Source organism: Micromonospora solifontis (genome assembly GCF_003725545.1).
Taxonomy (GTDB): Bacteria; Actinomycetota; Actinomycetes; order Mycobacteriales; family Micromonosporaceae; genus Micromonospora; species Micromonospora solifontis.
Genome location: NZ_RJLN01000029.1, coordinates 33,237 through 48,263, shown reverse-complemented (window position 1 = coordinate 48,263; position 15,027 = coordinate 33,237). Strand labels below are relative to the sequence as shown.

Below are 15,027 nucleotides of genomic sequence, written 5' to 3'. Positions count from 1 at the left end.
GAAGCGGGGGCATTGAGCGGAGAGACCCGGGCCACCCCCGGCGCGGACGGTGGAGGCCGTCGGGCGGCGTCGGTAGGGTAGGTGCCGGTCGGCTCCGACCAACAAGATCCACACCGCCGGGGGGCGCCACGCATGGCCGATTCGTTCGCGCATCTGCACGTGCACACCGAGTACTCGATGCTCGACGGGGCGGCCCGGCTCAAGGACCTCTTCGCCGAGGCCGCGCGGCTCGGCATGCCGGCGGTTGCGATCACCGACCACGGCAACATGCACGGCGCGAACGACTTCTACAAGCAGGCGATGGCCGCCGGAGTCAAGCCGATCCTCGGCGTCGAGGCGTACGTGGCGCCGGAGTCGCGCTTCCACAAGCAGCGGGTCAAGTGGGGCCGCCCCGAGCAGAAGAGCGACGACGTCTCCGGTAACGGCGCGATCACCCACATGACCATGTGGGCGGCCAACAAGACCGGCCTGCACAACCTGTTCCGGCTCAACTCACGCGCCTCCATGGAGGGCCACTACGTCAAGTGGCCCCGGATGGACATGGAGCTGATCGCCGAGCACGCCGCGGGCATCATGGCCACCACCGGCTGCCCGTCCGGCGCGGTGCAGACCCGGCTGCGGCTCGGCCAGTTCGACGAGGCGCTCAAGGTCGCCGCCGCGTACCAGGACATCTTCGGCAAGGACAACTACTTCCTCGAGATCATGGACCACGGCCTCGACATCGAGCGCCGGGTCCGCGACGGGCTCACCGAGATCGCCCGCAAGCTCGACATCCCGCCGGTGGTCACGAACGACTCGCACTACACGCACGAGGCGCAGGCCGAGGCGCACGACGTGCTGCTCTGCGTGCAGACCGGCAGCAACATCGCCGACCCCAACCGGTTCCGGTTCGAGGGCGGCGGCTACTTCGTGAAGTCCGCCGAGCAGATGCGCGCGGTCGACTCGTCCGAGCTGTGGCAGCAGGGCTGCCGCAACACCCTGCTGGTCGCCGAGAAGGTCGACCCGGCCGGGATGTTCGAGTTCCACAACCTGATGCCGCGCTTCCCCATCCCGGAGGGGGAGACCGAGGAGTCCTGGTTCCGCAAGGAGACGTTCGCGGGGTTGCAGCGCCGCTTCCCGAACGGCATCCCGGAGGGGCACGTCGTCCAGGCGGAGTACGAGCTGGGCGTCATCATCCAGATGGGCTTCCCGTCGTACTTCCTCGTGGTCGCCGACTTCATCCAGTGGGCGAAGAGCCAGGGCATCGCGGTGGGCCCGGGCCGTGGCTCGGCCGCCGGCTCGCTGGTCGCGTACGCGCTGGGCATCACCGACCTGGACCCGATCCCGCACGGCCTGATCTTCGAGCGGTTCCTCAACCCCGAGCGGGTCTCCATGCCGGATGTCGACATCGACTTCGACGAGCGCCGGCGCGGTGAGGTGATCCGGTACGTCACCGACAAGTGGGGCGAGGACAAGGTCGCGCAGATCGCCACCTTCGGCACGATCAAGGCGAAGGCCGCGATCAAGGACTCGGCCCGGGTGCTGGGCTACCCGTACGCGGTGGGCGACCGGATCACCAAGGCGATGCCCCCGGCGGTGATGGGCAAGGACATCCCGCTGTCCGGCATCTTCGACCCGAAGCACCCGCGCTACGCCGAAGCCGGCGAGATCCGCGGCCTCTACGAGTCCGACCCGGACGTCAAGAAGGTCATCGAGACCGCGAAGGGCATCGAGGGCCTGATCCGCCAGACCGGCGTGCACGCGGCCGGCGTGATCATGTCCGCCGAGCCGATCATCGAACACATCCCGCTGATGCGGCGCGACTCCGACGGCGTGATCATCACGCAGTTCGACTACCCGACCTGCGAGTCGCTCGGGCTGCTGAAGATGGACTTCCTCGGCCTGCGCAACCTGACGATCATTGACGACGCGGTCAAGAACATCCAGCTCAACCACAACAAGGAGCTGGACCTGCTGGCCCTGCCGCTGGACGACAAGGCCGCCTACGAGCTGCTCGCCCGCGGTGACACGCTGGGCGTGTTCCAGCTCGACGGCGGGCCGATGCGCTCGCTGCTGCGGCTGATGAAGCCGGACAACTTCGAGGACATCTCCGCCGTGCTGGCCCTCTACCGGCCCGGCCCGATGGGCGTCGACTCGCACACCAACTACGCGCTGCGCAAGAACGGGCTCCAGGAGATCACCCCGATCCACCCGGAGCTGGAGGAGCCGCTGCGGGAGATCCTCGCGCCCACCTACGGCCTGATCGTCTACCAGGAGCAGGTGCAGCGCGCCGCGCAGATCCTCGCCGGCTACAGCCTCGGCCAGGCCGACCTGCTGCGCCGGGCGATGGGCAAGAAGAAGAAGGAGATCCTCGACAAGGAGTTCATCCCGTTCCGGGACGGCTGCCGCGAACGCGGCTACTCCGACCAGGCCATCCAGGCCGTCTGGGACGTCCTCGTCCCGTTCGCCGGCTACGCCTTCAACAAGGCGCACTCGGCCGCGTACGGGCTGGTCTCGTACTGGACGGCGTATCTCAAGGCGCACTACCCGGCCGAGTACATGGCGGCGCTGCTCACCTCCGTCGGCGACGACAAGGACAAGATGGCGCTCTATCTCGCCGAGTGCCGCCGGATGGGCATCCAGGTGCTGCCGCCGGACGTGAACACCTCGGCCGGGCCGTTCACCCCGGTCGGGAAGGACATCCGGTTCGGCCTGGCGGCCATCCGCAACGTCGGCGCGAACGTGGTCACCTCGATCATGCGGTGCCGGGAGGAGAAGGGCGCGTACGCCGACTTCTACGACTTCCTGTCCAAGGTGGACGCGGTGGTCTGCAACAAGAAGACCATCGAATCGCTGATCAAGGCCGGGGCGTTCGACGTGATGCGCCACCCGCGCAAGGGCCTGCTGGCGGTGCACGCCGACGCGATCGACGCGTACGCCGACGTCAAGCGCAAGGAGGCCGTCGGCCAGTACGACCTCTTCGGCGCCGGCTTCGGCGAGGCCGAGACCGGCGGCAGCACCACGGTCATGCCGACCATCGCCGAGGGGGAGTGGGACAAGCGCGACAAGCTCGCCTTCGAGCGCGAGATGCTCGGCCTGTACGTCTCCGACCACCCGCTGTTCGGCCTGGAGCACATCCTCAACGCGGCGGCCGACACCACCATCGCCTCGCTCGCCGAGGAGGGCGCGGTGCCCGACGGCGCCGTGGTCACCCTGGCCGGCATCCTCTCCGGGGTGCAGCGCCGGGTCACCAAGCAGGGCCGGGCCTGGGCGTCGGCCACCCTGGAGGACCTGGCCGGTGGGGTCGAGACGCTCTTCTTCCCCAACACCTACGAGGTGATCGGCCAGTACATCGCCGAGGACGCGATCGTGGTGGTCAAGGGGCGGGTCGACCGGCGCGACGACATCCCGCGGATCATGGCGATGGACATGTCCATGCCGGACATCAGCAGCAACCCGGCGAACAAGCCGGTCACCCTCACCATCCCGGTGCACCGGTGCACCCCGCCGCTGGTGGAGAAGCTCAAGGAGACCCTGGTGCTGCACCCCGGCGACACCGAGGTGCACGTCAAGCTGCTCAACGGCGGCAAGGTCACCACGCTGCGCCTCGGCCCGTTCCGGGTCGCCGCCACCACCGCCCTGATGGGCGACCTGAAGAGCGTCCTCGGCCCCGCCAACGTCAGCTGACCCGCTCCGCCGCCGCCGAGATCGCGCTCGATCCGGGAAGTGGTGGCCTCGCCGACGGCGGGAGGCCACCACATCCGCATTCGAGCGCGCCCCTGGCCGGTCTGGCGCGGACAGCGGTGCGGTCCGGGGTCAGGGTCGGTGGCCGCAGAGCACGTCGCCGGCGGCGTCGGAGGTCTCCAGCACCACGGTGTGGTAGCTCTCGATGCGGGACAGGATCGCCTCGCGGGGGCCGTCCCGCCAGGCGTCGCTGCCGTAGAACGCCGCCTCCTGCTCGTCCCGGACCGCCAGCGACGGGAACCCCCGGATCAGGTACGCCTCCTCATGGCCGTCCTCGCGGACCAGGGAGGCCCCGGCGGCCACCACCCGGATGCCGAAGCGGCCGAGCAGCGGGCTGGCCTCCTCCCGCATCACCCGGACGAACTCGTCGATCGTGCCGGGCTTCAGGCGGTAGGTGCGGATCTCGAGAATCATCGGTGACCTCCGGAGTGGACGCGACGCTGACGCTATCCGTCGTGATCCGGTGACACCAGCGTCCGGCCAGGCCACGACCGGGTGATTGGCGCTGACCGGGACCCCGTCGGCGCGGCTAGCGTCGGCGGCATGGAACTCGAGCAGGCGCAGAAGCTGTGGCAGCCGGACCCCGGGTGGCTGAACACCGCCACGTACGGGTTGCCGCCCGAACCGGCCTGGACGGCGGTGCAGGACGTGCTCGCCGACTGGCGGGTGGGGCGGGTCTCGTGGGAAGGCTGGGCCGAGTCGGTCGGCCGGGCGCGGACCGCGTTCGCCGGCCTGGTCGGGGTGGCCCCGGCCGACGTGGCGATCGGCAGCACCGCCTCGCAGTTGCTGGCCCCGGTCGCCGCCGCGCTGCCGGCCGGCGCGACCGTGCTGGTGCCGGAGATCGAGTTCACCTCCAACCTCTTCCCCTGGCTGGTGCAGGAGGAGCGCGGGGTGCGGGTGCGGACGGTGCCGGCCGCCGGGCTGGTCGAGGCCATCGACGCCGGCACCGACCTGGTGGCGTTCAGCCTGGTGCAGTCCGCCGACGGCACGGTCGCCCCGTACGAGGAGATCGTCGCGGCGGCCCGGGCGCACGGCGCCCTCGTGGCGGTGGACGCCACCCAGGGCTGCGGCTGGCTGCCGTTCGCGGCCGCCCGGGCGGACGCGGTGGTGGTGTCCGCGTACAAGTGGTTGATGGCGCCGCGGGGGGTGGCCTTCGCCTACCTGGCCCCCGGGCTGCGTGACCGGATGCGGCCCGACGCCGCGAACTGGTACGCGGGCGCCGACCCGCACGCCTCCTACTACGGCCCGCCGCTCCGGCTCGCCGAGGACGCCCGGCGGTTCGACATCTCCCCGGCCTGGTTCAGTTGGGTCGGGGCGGCGCCGGCCCTGGAACTGCTCGCCGAGATCGGGCTGCCCGCCGTCCACGCGCACGACGTCGCGCTGGCCAACCGGTTCCTGACCGGGCTGGGCCGGCCGTCCGGCGACAGCGCGATCGTGACGGTGGAGGTGCCCGGCGCGCAGGAGAGGCTGGCCCGGGCGGGGGTGCGCGCGGCGGTCCGGGCGGGCCGGGTCCGCGCCTCGTTCCACCTCTACACCACCGAGGAGGACGTGGACCTGGCGCTGGACGCGCTGGCCGGCTGACGTTCCGGCCGCAGCCGGTCAGCGGCCCGGGCCGGCCTCGCCGTCGCGGCCCTCGATCAGGGCGGCGTAGCCGTCGAGGAGGCGACGCAGGCCGAAGTCGAAGACGGTCTCCAGGTCGATGTCGACCTGGCCCGGGCCGGTCAGCGCGGCCATCCTGGTGAGGCCACCGGTGCTGAACATGCGCTGGAAGGTGTCCCGGTGACGGTCCACCCACTGGTCGTCGCTGAGGCCGGTGTCCTGCACCGCCTGCTCGCCCGGCTCCAGGTTGGTGGCGATGCCCCGCACGTACGCCATCAGGGTGATCGTCACGTGCCAGCGCACGTGCCGGTCCAGGCCCAGTCCGTCGGTGGCCCGCAGCGCCCACTCGGTGTGCCCCATGCCGTTGGGCAGCGGCTGCGGGCGGGCCATCGAGATGACGTGCGGCAGCCAGGGGTGCCGCCGGTAGACCGCCCACTGCGCCCGGGCCAGCAGGTCGAGCCGGGCCCGCCAGCCGGCCGGCGGCACGGCGGGCAGCGGGGCGTCGCCCAGCACCGCGTCGGCCATGGCGAGGATCAGGTCGTCCCGGCCGCGTACGTGCCGGTAGAGCGACATGGTGGCCGTGCCCAGCTCGGCGGCGAGTTGGCGCATGGAGACCGCGCCGAGGCCGCCCGCGTCGGCGCGGGCGACGGCCCGACGGATCAAGGCGTCCCGGCTCAGCTCCGGCTCACCGCCGTCCGGGCCGCGCCGCGGGCCGGACGGCGCCCCGGCGGTCCCGGGTCGCGGCGCGGCGGTGGACGTGCCCGGCCCGGAGGGCCGGTGGGCCGGGGCGACCACGGTGCCCGCACCCGGTCGGGTCAGCACGAGGCCCTCGTCGCGGAGCAGGGCGAGGACCTTGGTGGCGGTGGCGATCGCCACCCCGTGCTCGCGGGTGAGCCGGCGGGCCGAGGGCACCGGGTCGCCGGGGCGCAGCTCCCCGAGGTCGATGCGGCGGCGGATCTCCGCGGCGATCCGCCGGTACGGCGGCTCGACACCGGTCATCGCGGTCCTCCCCGGCGGAGCGTACTAGTGCGAGCGGGGCCGGCCGGCCCTCGTGGGCGCAGCGTACTAGTTCGCCGCGGGCGCGGGGAACGCCGCGCGCATACCGTCCGACGCAGACCCGGCGCGGGCCGGGTTGACGGTGTACGCACGAACTCGGGAGCGCTCTGATGAACGACAGGACGGTACTCATCTCCGGCGCCGGCATCGCCGGCCCCGCCCTGGCCTTCTGGCTGCGCCGGTACGGCTTCGCCGTCACGGTGGTGGAACGCACACCGGGGCTGCGCCCCGGCGGGCAGGCGGTCGACGTGCGGGGGACCGCCCGCGAGGTGGTCGGGCGGATGGGGTTGACCGACCGGATCCGGGCCGAGTGCGTCCGCGAGCAGGGCCTGGCGTACGTGGACGCGCGGGGCGAGGTGCGCGCCCGGATGCCGGTGCATGCCTTCGCCGGCGAGGGCATCGTCGCCGACATCGAGATCGAGCGCGGCGACCTGGCCCGGCTGCTGTACGAGAAGACCCGCGCCGACGTGGAGTACGTCTTCGACGACTCGATCGAGTCGCTCACCCAGACCGACGAGGGGGTGCGGCTCACCTTCACCCGCTCCGCGCCGCGCACCGTCGACCTGGTGGTCGGCGCGGACGGCTCGCACTCGCGCACCCGGGCCCTCGCCTTCGGCCCCGAATCGGCGTACGTCCGGCCGCTGGGGGCGTACCTGGCGTACTTCACCACCCCGAACCCGGACGAGACCGGCTGGTTCCTGCTGCACAACGCCCCCGGCGGCCGGGTGGTCGGCACCCGCCCGAACCGGCACGGCCGGTCCAGCGCCTTCTTCAGCTTCGCCTCGCCGGAACTGGACGTGGACCGCCGGGACCGGGCGGCCCAGCAGCGGCTGCTCGCGGCGCGCTTCGCCGACGTCGGCTGGCGCGCCGCCGAGCTGCTGGCCGCGATGGGCGACGCGCCGGACTTCTACTTCGACCGGTACGGGCAGGTGCGGATGGACTCCTGGAGTGCCGGGCGGGTGGCGCTGCTCGGCGACGCCGCCTGGTGCCCCTCCCCGCTGACCGGGCAGGGCACCAGCCTCTCCCTGGTCGGGGCGTACCTGCTGGCCGGGGAGCTGGCCGCCGCCGGGGGTGACCACCGGGTCGCGTACCGCCGGTACGAGGAGCTGCTGCGGGCGCACGTCAAGAAGGGGCAGGAGCTGCCGGGCGGCGGGATCTCCGGGTTCCTGCCGGCCAGCCGGACCGCGATCCGGATGCGGGACGCGTCCATGCGGGCGATGACCTCCCGCCCGCTGCGCGGGCTCGCCACCAAGCTGTTCTTCAGCCACGCCGACGGCCTCACCCTGCCGGAGTACGCCGCCACCCGGTGACGGTGGCGGCGCCACATGTCGACGCTCGCCGATCCCGGTCGGGCCCGGTCGAAAGGGGCGCGCGGGCCCGTCCCTATGGAGGGCGGGCCCGCTCGACGCCGCCCGAATGTGTGGGCGATCGACATGGCTCGACCGCTTCGGCGCACCGTAGGTTTCCTGCACGCGACGACCCTGTGACCGTGGTCACCGACCTGGTCGTCGCCGGACGCACCTGCGGAGGGTGAGGCGATGGCCGGGCAAGCGATCCTGTCGGCCCGTGGGCTGACCCGGGACTTCCGGGGCTTCCGGGCCGTCGACGGGGTCGACCTCGACGTGGCGCCGGAGACCGTGCACGCCCTGGTGGGGCCGAACGGCGCCGGCAAGACCACCCTGTTCAACCTGCTCACCGGCTTCCTGCCGGCCAGCGGCGGGCGGATTGAGCTGGACGGCCGGGACATCACCGGCCTGCCGCCGGAGCGGGTCGCCCGGCTGGGCGTGGCCCGCTCCTTCCAGATCACCAGCCTCTTCCCGCAGCTCTCCGCCCGGGAGCACGTGCAGCTGGCCCTCCAGTCGCCCAGCGGGCTGGGCTGGCGGTTCTGGCGCTCGGCCACGCTGATGCGCCGCTACCGGGACCGGGCCGACGAGCTGCTCGCCATGGTCGACCTCGCCGAGCTGGCGGAGGCGCCGGCCGAGGCGCTGGCGTACGGCCGCAAGCGGGCCCTGGAGCTGGCCATCGCCCTCGCCCTCGACCCCAAGGTGCTGCTGCTCGACGAGCCCACCGCCGGGATGGGGCTGGAGGACGTCGATCGCACCGTCGGCCTGATCGCCGCCGTCCGCAAGGGCCGGACCGTGGTGATGGTCGAGCACAACATGAGCGTCGTCGGCCGGCTCGCCGACACCGTGACCGTCCTGCAGGCCGGCAAGGTGCTGGTCGAGGGGCCGTACGAGCAGGTCCGGGCCGACGAGCGGGTCATCACCGCCTACCTGGGAGCCGCGGATGCTGCGCATTGAGAACCTCTCCGCCTGGTACGGCGAGGCGCAGGTGCTGCGGGAGGTGAGCCTGGAGGTGGCCGCCGGCGAGGTGGTCACCCTGGTCGGCCGCAACGGGGCCGGCAAGTCCACCCTGCTGCGCAGCGTGATGGGGCTGCACCCGGGCCAGCGCGGCACGATCACCCTCGACGGCCGGGACGTCACCCGGCTGCCGGCGTACAAGCGGGCCCGGGCGGGGCTCGGCTGGGTCCCGGACGACCGCGGCGCGTACGCGACGCTGACCGTCACCGAGAACCTCACCCTGCCGCCCCGGGTCGGCCCCGACCCGTGGTCCCTGGACCGGATCTACGAGGCGTTCCCGGCGCTGCACACCCGGCGCGACTCGGCGGCCACCATGCTCTCCGGCGGCGAGCAGCAGATGCTCGCCCTGGCCCGGGTGCTCCGGATGGGCGCCCGGCTGCTGCTCTGCGACGAGCCCACCGAGGGGCTGTCGCCGCTGCTCGTGCAGCAGGTCGGCGACCTGCTGCGGGAGGCCAAGCAGCACGGCGTGACCGTGCTGCTGGTCGAGCAGAACCTGCACTTCGCCACCGGCGTCGCCGACCGGCACTACCTGCTGGCCGAGGGACGGATCGCGGAGGCGATGGACAACTCCGAGGTGCGCTCGCGGGAGCGCGAGCTGCTGGCGTACCTCGGCATCTGAAACGACGGCTGACCCGCGCGGACCGCGCGGTACGAAGGGGATTGACATGCGGAAGAGCGTGGGTGTGGCCGCCGCCTCGGCGGCTGTGCTGCTGGTCGCCGGCTGCGGCGGAGGTGGCCCGCAGTCCGGTGGCGACTCGAAGCTGAGCGGCGACAAGATCGTGCTGGGCGTGTTGAACGACCAGTCCGGGGCCTACTCGGAGCTGTCCGGGAAGAACTCGGTCAAGGCCGTGGAGATGGCCATCGCCGACTTCAAGGCCAAGTACGGCGACAAGGCGATCACCAAGGACATCACCGTGGAGACCGCCGACCACCAGAACAAGCCGGACGTGGCGAACAGCAAGGCCCAGGAGATGTACGACCGCAAGGGCGTGGACGCCATCCTGGACGTGCCGACCTCGTCGGCCGCCCTCAAGGTCGCCGATGTGGCCAAGGAGAAGAAGAAGCTCTACTTCAACATCGGCGCGGCGACCACCGACCTGACCGGCAAGAGCTGCAACAAGTACACCTTCCACTACGCGTACGACACGTACATGCTGGCCCACGGCACCGGCACGGTGACCACCGAGCAGGTCGGCAAGAACTGGTACATCCTGTACCCGAACTACGCCTTCGGGCAGGACATGGAGAAGAGCTTCTCCGCCGCGATCACCGCCGCCGGCGGGCAGGTCATCGGCAAGGACGGCGCGCCGTTCCCGAACACCAGCGGCGACTACTCGTCGTTCCTGCTCAAGGCCGCGGCGATGAACCCGAAGCCGCAGGTGCTGGGCACCATGCAGGCCGGCGCCGAGCTGGTCAACGTGGTGAAGCAGTACAACGAGTTCAAGCTGCGGGACAAGGGGATCGGCCTGGCCGTGGGCCTGATGTTCATCTCCGACATCCACTCGCTCACCCCGGCCGCGCTCGCCGGCACCACCTACACCGACGCCTGGTACTGGAACTTCGACCAGCAGAACCGCGACTGGGCCGACAAGTTCCAGAAGGAGACCGGCACCCGGCCGTCCTTCGCGCACGCGGCCAACTACTCCGCCGCCATGCAGTACCTGGAGGCGGTGCAGGCCGCCGGCACCGACGACGCGGACGCCGTGGTCAAGAAGCTCGAAGGCAAGGAGGTCAACGACCTCTTCCTGCGCAACGGCAAGATCCGCGCCGAGGACCACCGGGTCATCCACGACGCGTACCTGGCCCAGGTGAAGCCGCAGGCCGAGGTCTCCGAGCCGTGGGACTACGTGAAGATCCTCAAGACCATTCCGGCGGCCGAGGCGTTCCGCGCCCCGTCGGCCGACTGCAAGATGTGACGGGCTGATGTCGGGCTTCCTGCAGAACACGTTCAACGGGTTGGTGAGCGGGGCGTTCTACGCCCTGCTCGCCCTCGGGCTCGCGGTCATCTTCGGCATGCTCCGGGTGGTGAACTTCGCCCACGGCGCCTTCTACATGCTCGGCGCCTTCGGGGCGTACGTGCTGCTTGCCGAGGCGGGCGTGCCGTTCTGGGCGGCGCTGGTGATCATGCCGCTGGCGCTGGGGCTGCTCGGCATGGTGCTGGAGCGGGCGGTGATCCACCGGCTGACCCGGCTCGACCCGCTCTACAACTTCCTGCTCACCTTCGGTCTCACGCTGATCCTCCAGGACCTCGTCAAGTCCCGGTACGGCACGCAGTCCAGCCCGTACCACACCCCGGACGAGCTGAGCGGGTCGGTCGACTTCGGACTGTTCGACTTCCCCACGTACCGGGTGTTCATCCTCGCCTTCACCGTGCTGCTCTGCGTCGCGGTGTGGTGGGTGCTGGGCCGCACTCGGGTGGGCATGGTGGTCCGGGCCGCCACGGAGCGGCCGGAGCTGACCCGGGCCTTCGGCATCGACGTGGGGAAGTGGGTCACCCCCGTGTTCGGCTTCGGCATCGCCCTGGCCGGGCTCGCGGGGGTCCTCGCCGCCCCGATGCGCGCGGTGAATCCGCTGATGGGCGCCGACCTGATCATCGTGGTCTTCGCGGTGGTGGTGATCGGCGGCCTCGGCTCGATCTTCGGCTCGGTCGCCGCCGGCTTCGGCATCGGTCTGATCCAGGCGTGGGGCGAGGCGTACCTGTCGGACTTCCCGATCGTGTCGCAGACCGTCGTCTTCGTGGTGATGGCCGTGGTGCTGCTCTGGCGCCCGGCCGGCCTGTTCGGCCGTGAGGAGGCCCCGGCGTGAGCGCGAGGAGTGAGCCGGGTCTGCGAGCCCCGCAGTCGCGAACCGAGGTGGCCATGAGCAGCGCTGTCGACACCCCCGCCGAGGAGTCGGCCCGGCCCACCCCGCCGTCCGGGCTGCTCACCGTCGCCCGGGCCCCCGGCTGGGTCCGGTACGCGCTGCTCGCGGCCGGCCTGGTCGTGGCGCTCTGGCTGCCCAACGGGCTCTACCCGGCGGTCGCGGTGGACATCCTCTGCTGGGCCCTGTTCGCCGTCTCGGTGGACCTGCTGCTCGGCTTCACCGGGCTGATGTCCTTCGGGCACGCCGCGTTCTGGGGCACCTCGGCGTACGTCACCGGCCTGGTCGCGATCCACGCCGGGCTGCCCTTCCCGGCGGCGGTGCTGGTCGGGGCCCTGGCGGCGGCGCTGCTCGCGCTGCCGATCGGCTACCTGGCGGTCAAGCGCACCGGGATCTACTTCGCGATGGTCACGCTGGCCTTCGCGCAGATGGTCTACTACGTGGCCAACGAGTGGCGGTCGGTCACCCAGGGCGAGAACGGCCTGCAGGGGGTGCCCCGCACCTTCTTCGGCGTCGACCTCTCCGACGACTACTACTTCTACTACACGATCCTGCCGATCGTGCTGCTCGGCCTGCTCGCCGCGTGGCGGATCGTGCACTCGCCGTTCGGCCGGGTGCTGGTCGGCATCCGCGACAACCCGGCCCGGGCCCGGGCGCTGGGCTACCCCGTGCACCGCTACAAGCTGACCGCGTTCGTCCTCTCCGGATTCCTCGCCGGGCTCGGCGGCGGCCTGTTCGCCGTCGGCCACCGGTTCGTCTCCCTCGACGTGCTGCACTGGACCACCTCCGGCAAGGCGGTCATCGTGGTGGTGCTCGGCGGCATCGGCACCCTCTGGGGCGGGGTGCTCGGCGCGGCCCTGGTGGTCCGACTGGAGGACTGGCTGTCGTTCTCCGGATTCGAGGCCATCGGCCTGGTCACCGGCGGCATCTTCGTCCTCGTCGTGCTGCTGTTCCGGCGGGGGATCTGGGGCACGATCGCCCACCTGGCGCTGCGTCGGGGAGCCGCCCGGCGCCGATGAGTTCCCCGGCGGCGCATCCGGACGCCGCCGTCCCGACGAACCCCCGGGTAGCGACGAACTACCCGGGGGTGCGTCTGGTGCTGACCGATCCGATACCGGCGGGGGACGTCGAGGCGGCCCGCAAGCGGCTCCGCGCCGCCGCCGAGGACCTGGACGACATCCGGGTCGCCGCGCTGGTGCTCGACCTCGTCGCCGAGGCCGGCGTGGCGGCGGCCTGGGAGCGGGTCTGCCGGCCGGTGCTGTCCACGCTGCGGGGGGACAGCGCCGCCGAGATCGCCGTCGAACACGCCCTCGCCGAGGGCGTCCGGGTCGGCCTGGACGTCTCCGGCCGGGACCCCGGCCGGCCGCTGCCGGCGCGCGGCGTGCTGCTGGCCGGCGTCGAGCACGAGACGCACTGCCTGGGCCTGCACGCCCTCGCCGCCGCGTTGCGCGAGCAGGGCCGGGGGTGCCTGCACCTCGGACCGGCGCTGCCCTGGGCCGCGCTGGCCACCGCCGTGGCCCGGACCCGCCCGCGGGTCGTGGTGCTCTGGTCGCAGACCCCGGCCACCGGCCGCGCGTACCGCCTGGTCCGCTTCCGGCGGGGCTTCCCCGGGGTACGGGTGCACGCCGCCGGGCCCGGCTGGATCGAGCCGGTCCCGCCCCCCTCGGCCCGCCTGACCAGCCTGGCCGAGGCGACCGCCGCCTGTCGGTGAGGAAGGGCCCCGGTCAACACTCCGGCCGGGTGCGGGCGGGTCAGCCGGGCAGGATGCCGCGGAGCAGCGCGGCCACCGCCGACTCCGGGTCGAAGTCGTCCTCCGGGCCGGCGAGCTGGTTGGTGAGCAGCCCGTCCACCAGGGCGAGCAGCATGGGGAAGTGGGCCGGCGGATCGGCCGAACCGAGCGCGGCGAGCACCGGCAGGCCCCACTCGGCCAGCCGCCGCCGGCCGGCGGTGACCTCGGCGCGCAGCGCCGGCTGGACGGCCGCCTCGGCGAAGAGCGCGTACCGGGCCAGGGTGAGCACCCGCCCCTCGGTGCTGAGCTGCCGGATCAGTCCGCCGAGCACCGCCGCGAAGGCGGCCGGGTCGCCCGGCGGCAGCTGCCGGGCGAGCTGGTCCCACGCCGCCGTCTCCACCTCGACCAGGCGGCCGAAGACGGCGGTGACCAGCGCCTCCCGGGTCCGGAACGCGTTCGACGCGGAGCCCTCCGGGAGGCCCGCCTCGGCGTCGACCGCCCGGTGGGTGAGCTGCCGCAGGCCCCGGGTGCCGAGCACCCGGATGGCCGCGTCGAGGAGGAGCTGCCGGCGATCCGTCACGGCGACATACTACAGCCGTAGTGTCAGACACTACATCTGTAGTAAGGTGTCGCCATGGCGAAGCGTGCGGCGGTGGTCGGCGGCGGCATCGGCGGTCTGGCGGCGGCGGGGACGCCGGCAGGCCACCGGGTCCATCCGGCGCCCGGACGGCAGCCGCATCGTCACCATCGACGTGGACCGGCTGGAGCGCCGGCACGGCGAGCCGGTGCACCTGGTCACCCGCCCGGTGCTGCTCGCCGCCCTCGCCGGCGCGCTGCCCGGACCGGTGCTGCGCCTCGCCACGCCGGTCGCCGACGTCCCTGCCCTCGTCGAGGCGTACGACCTGGTGGTCGGGGCGGACGGGATCGGCAGCGTGGTCCGGGCCGCCCTGTACGGCGACCGCTATCCGCTGCGGTACGCCGGCACGGTGGCCTGGCGCGGGGTGGCCGACATCGAGGTCCCCGTCGGCGGCGAGACCTGGGGGCGGGGCCGCAAGTTCGGCCTCACGCCGGAGGGATCCGGGCGGACCAACTGGTACGCGGCCGTCGCGCTCCCCGCCGGCCACCCGCCGCCCGTCGACGACCGGGCCGAGCTGCGCCGCCTCTTCGACGACTGGCACCAGCCGATCCCGCGCCTGCTGGACGCGCTGACCCCGGACGGCATCCTGCGCCACGAGGTGCACGATCTCACCCCGCTGCCGTGCTACGTGTCCAGCCGGGTGGCGCTGCTCGGGGACGCCGCCCACGCCATGACCCCGGACCTCGGGCAGGGCGCCTGCCAGGCGCTGATCGACGCGGTGGCGCTGGCCGGCTGCCTCCGCGACACCACCGATGTCCCCGGCGCGCTGCGCGCGTACGACCGGCTCCGGCGTCGGTCGACCCAGCGGATCGCCGCGGCGGCCCGGTGGGCGGCTCGGCTCTCCCAGGCCCGCCGGCTGCTGCCGGTGCGGAACGCGGCGCTCCGGCTGGCCCTGGCCGCCGGGCCGCCCGCCTGACCCGTTCGGGTGGGCGGGGGAGGCGCGGCGGGGTGACCTGGCACACAAACAATACGAACCGGTTCCGTATCGAAATATGCTCACCTAGGCTCGGCGATGTTACGAGTCTGCCCCGTTTCGTATTTGCGACGCGGGTGAGCCGGGGGGA

At 72.6% G+C, this 15,027-nt stretch carries 13 protein-coding genes; 10 read left to right on the top strand and 3 right to left on the bottom strand.

Annotation, left to right across the window (positions count from 1 at the left end):
* The first annotated feature begins 132 nt into the window (after positions 1-132).
* On the top strand, positions 133-3,666 hold the full coding sequence (gene dnaE / locus EFE23_RS12845; RefSeq protein WP_123241144.1) for a DNA polymerase III subunit alpha: 3,534 nt from the start codon (positions 133-135) through the stop codon (positions 3,664-3,666).
* 129 nt (positions 3,667-3,795) lie between these two features.
* Here dnaE and EFE23_RS12840 read toward each other — a convergent pair whose 3' ends face one another.
* A complete protein-coding gene (locus tag EFE23_RS12840; protein ID WP_123241143.1) occupies positions 3,796-4,137 on the bottom strand; it encodes an NIPSNAP family protein in 342 nt (113 codons plus the stop codon).
* 129 nt (positions 4,138-4,266) lie between these two features.
* Here EFE23_RS12840 and EFE23_RS12835 point away from each other — a divergent pair, with 129 nt between their 5' ends.
* A complete protein-coding gene (locus EFE23_RS12835) occupies positions 4,267-5,304 on the top strand; it encodes an aminotransferase class V-fold PLP-dependent enzyme (RefSeq protein WP_123241142.1) in 1,038 nt (345 codons plus the stop codon).
* An 18-nt stretch (positions 5,305-5,322) separates the two neighbouring features.
* Here the strand turns inward: EFE23_RS12835 and EFE23_RS12830 are convergent, their stop codons facing one another.
* Positions 5,323-6,321, bottom strand: a complete 999-nt coding sequence (locus EFE23_RS12830) for a GntR family transcriptional regulator (protein WP_123241141.1) — start codon at positions 6,319-6,321, stop codon at positions 5,323-5,325.
* A gap of 167 nt (positions 6,322-6,488) precedes the next feature.
* Here EFE23_RS12830 and EFE23_RS12825 point away from each other — a divergent pair, with 167 nt between their 5' ends.
* The 7 genes from EFE23_RS12825 to EFE23_RS12795 all read left to right on the top strand — a co-directional run bounded on the left by EFE23_RS12825 (position 6,489) and on the right by EFE23_RS12795 (position 13,308).
* Complete coding sequence (locus EFE23_RS12825; RefSeq protein ID WP_123241140.1) at positions 6,489-7,688, top strand: FAD-dependent monooxygenase; 1,200 nt, start codon at positions 6,489-6,491, stop codon at positions 7,686-7,688.
* Between the two features lie 228 nt (positions 7,689-7,916).
* On the top strand, positions 7,917-8,678 hold the full coding sequence (locus EFE23_RS12820; protein ID WP_123241139.1) for an ABC transporter ATP-binding protein: 762 nt from the start codon (positions 7,917-7,919) through the stop codon (positions 8,676-8,678).
* A complete protein-coding gene (locus tag EFE23_RS12815; protein ID WP_123241138.1) occupies positions 8,665-9,357 on the top strand; it encodes an ABC transporter ATP-binding protein in 693 nt (230 codons plus the stop codon). The genes EFE23_RS12820 and EFE23_RS12815 overlap by 14 nt, the downstream gene beginning before the upstream one ends.
* 46 nt (positions 9,358-9,403) lie before the next feature.
* A complete protein-coding gene (locus tag EFE23_RS12810) occupies positions 9,404-10,654 on the top strand; it encodes an ABC transporter substrate-binding protein (RefSeq protein WP_199737045.1) in 1,251 nt (416 codons plus the stop codon).
* A 7-nt stretch (positions 10,655-10,661) separates the two neighbouring features.
* On the top strand, positions 10,662-11,543 hold the full coding sequence (locus EFE23_RS12805) for a branched-chain amino acid ABC transporter permease (protein WP_123241136.1): 882 nt from the start codon (positions 10,662-10,664) through the stop codon (positions 11,541-11,543).
* Between the two features lie 53 nt (positions 11,544-11,596).
* The gene (locus EFE23_RS12800; RefSeq protein WP_123241135.1) at positions 11,597-12,616 is read left to right on the top strand and encodes a branched-chain amino acid ABC transporter permease; all 1,020 of its coding nucleotides are present in this window, start codon (positions 11,597-11,599) and stop codon (positions 12,614-12,616) included.
* 77 nt (positions 12,617-12,693) lie between these two features.
* Positions 12,694-13,308, top strand: coding sequence for a transcriptional regulator (locus EFE23_RS12795; RefSeq protein ID WP_233600958.1), 615 nt, complete (start codon positions 12,694-12,696; stop codon positions 13,306-13,308).
* A gap of 40 nt (positions 13,309-13,348) precedes the next feature.
* Here EFE23_RS12795 and EFE23_RS12790 read toward each other — a convergent pair whose 3' ends face one another.
* Positions 13,349-13,906 (bottom strand): TetR/AcrR family transcriptional regulator, encoded by a 558-nt coding sequence (locus EFE23_RS12790; protein WP_123241134.1) that lies wholly within the window; start codon positions 13,904-13,906, stop codon positions 13,349-13,351.
* 64 nt (positions 13,907-13,970) lie between these two features.
* On the opposite strand from EFE23_RS12790, the gene EFE23_RS12785 reads away from it, so the two are divergent.
* Positions 13,971-14,879, top strand: a complete 909-nt coding sequence (locus tag EFE23_RS12785; RefSeq protein WP_233600957.1) for an FAD-dependent monooxygenase — start codon at positions 13,971-13,973, stop codon at positions 14,877-14,879.
* The last annotated feature ends 148 nt before the right edge of the window (positions 14,880-15,027 follow it).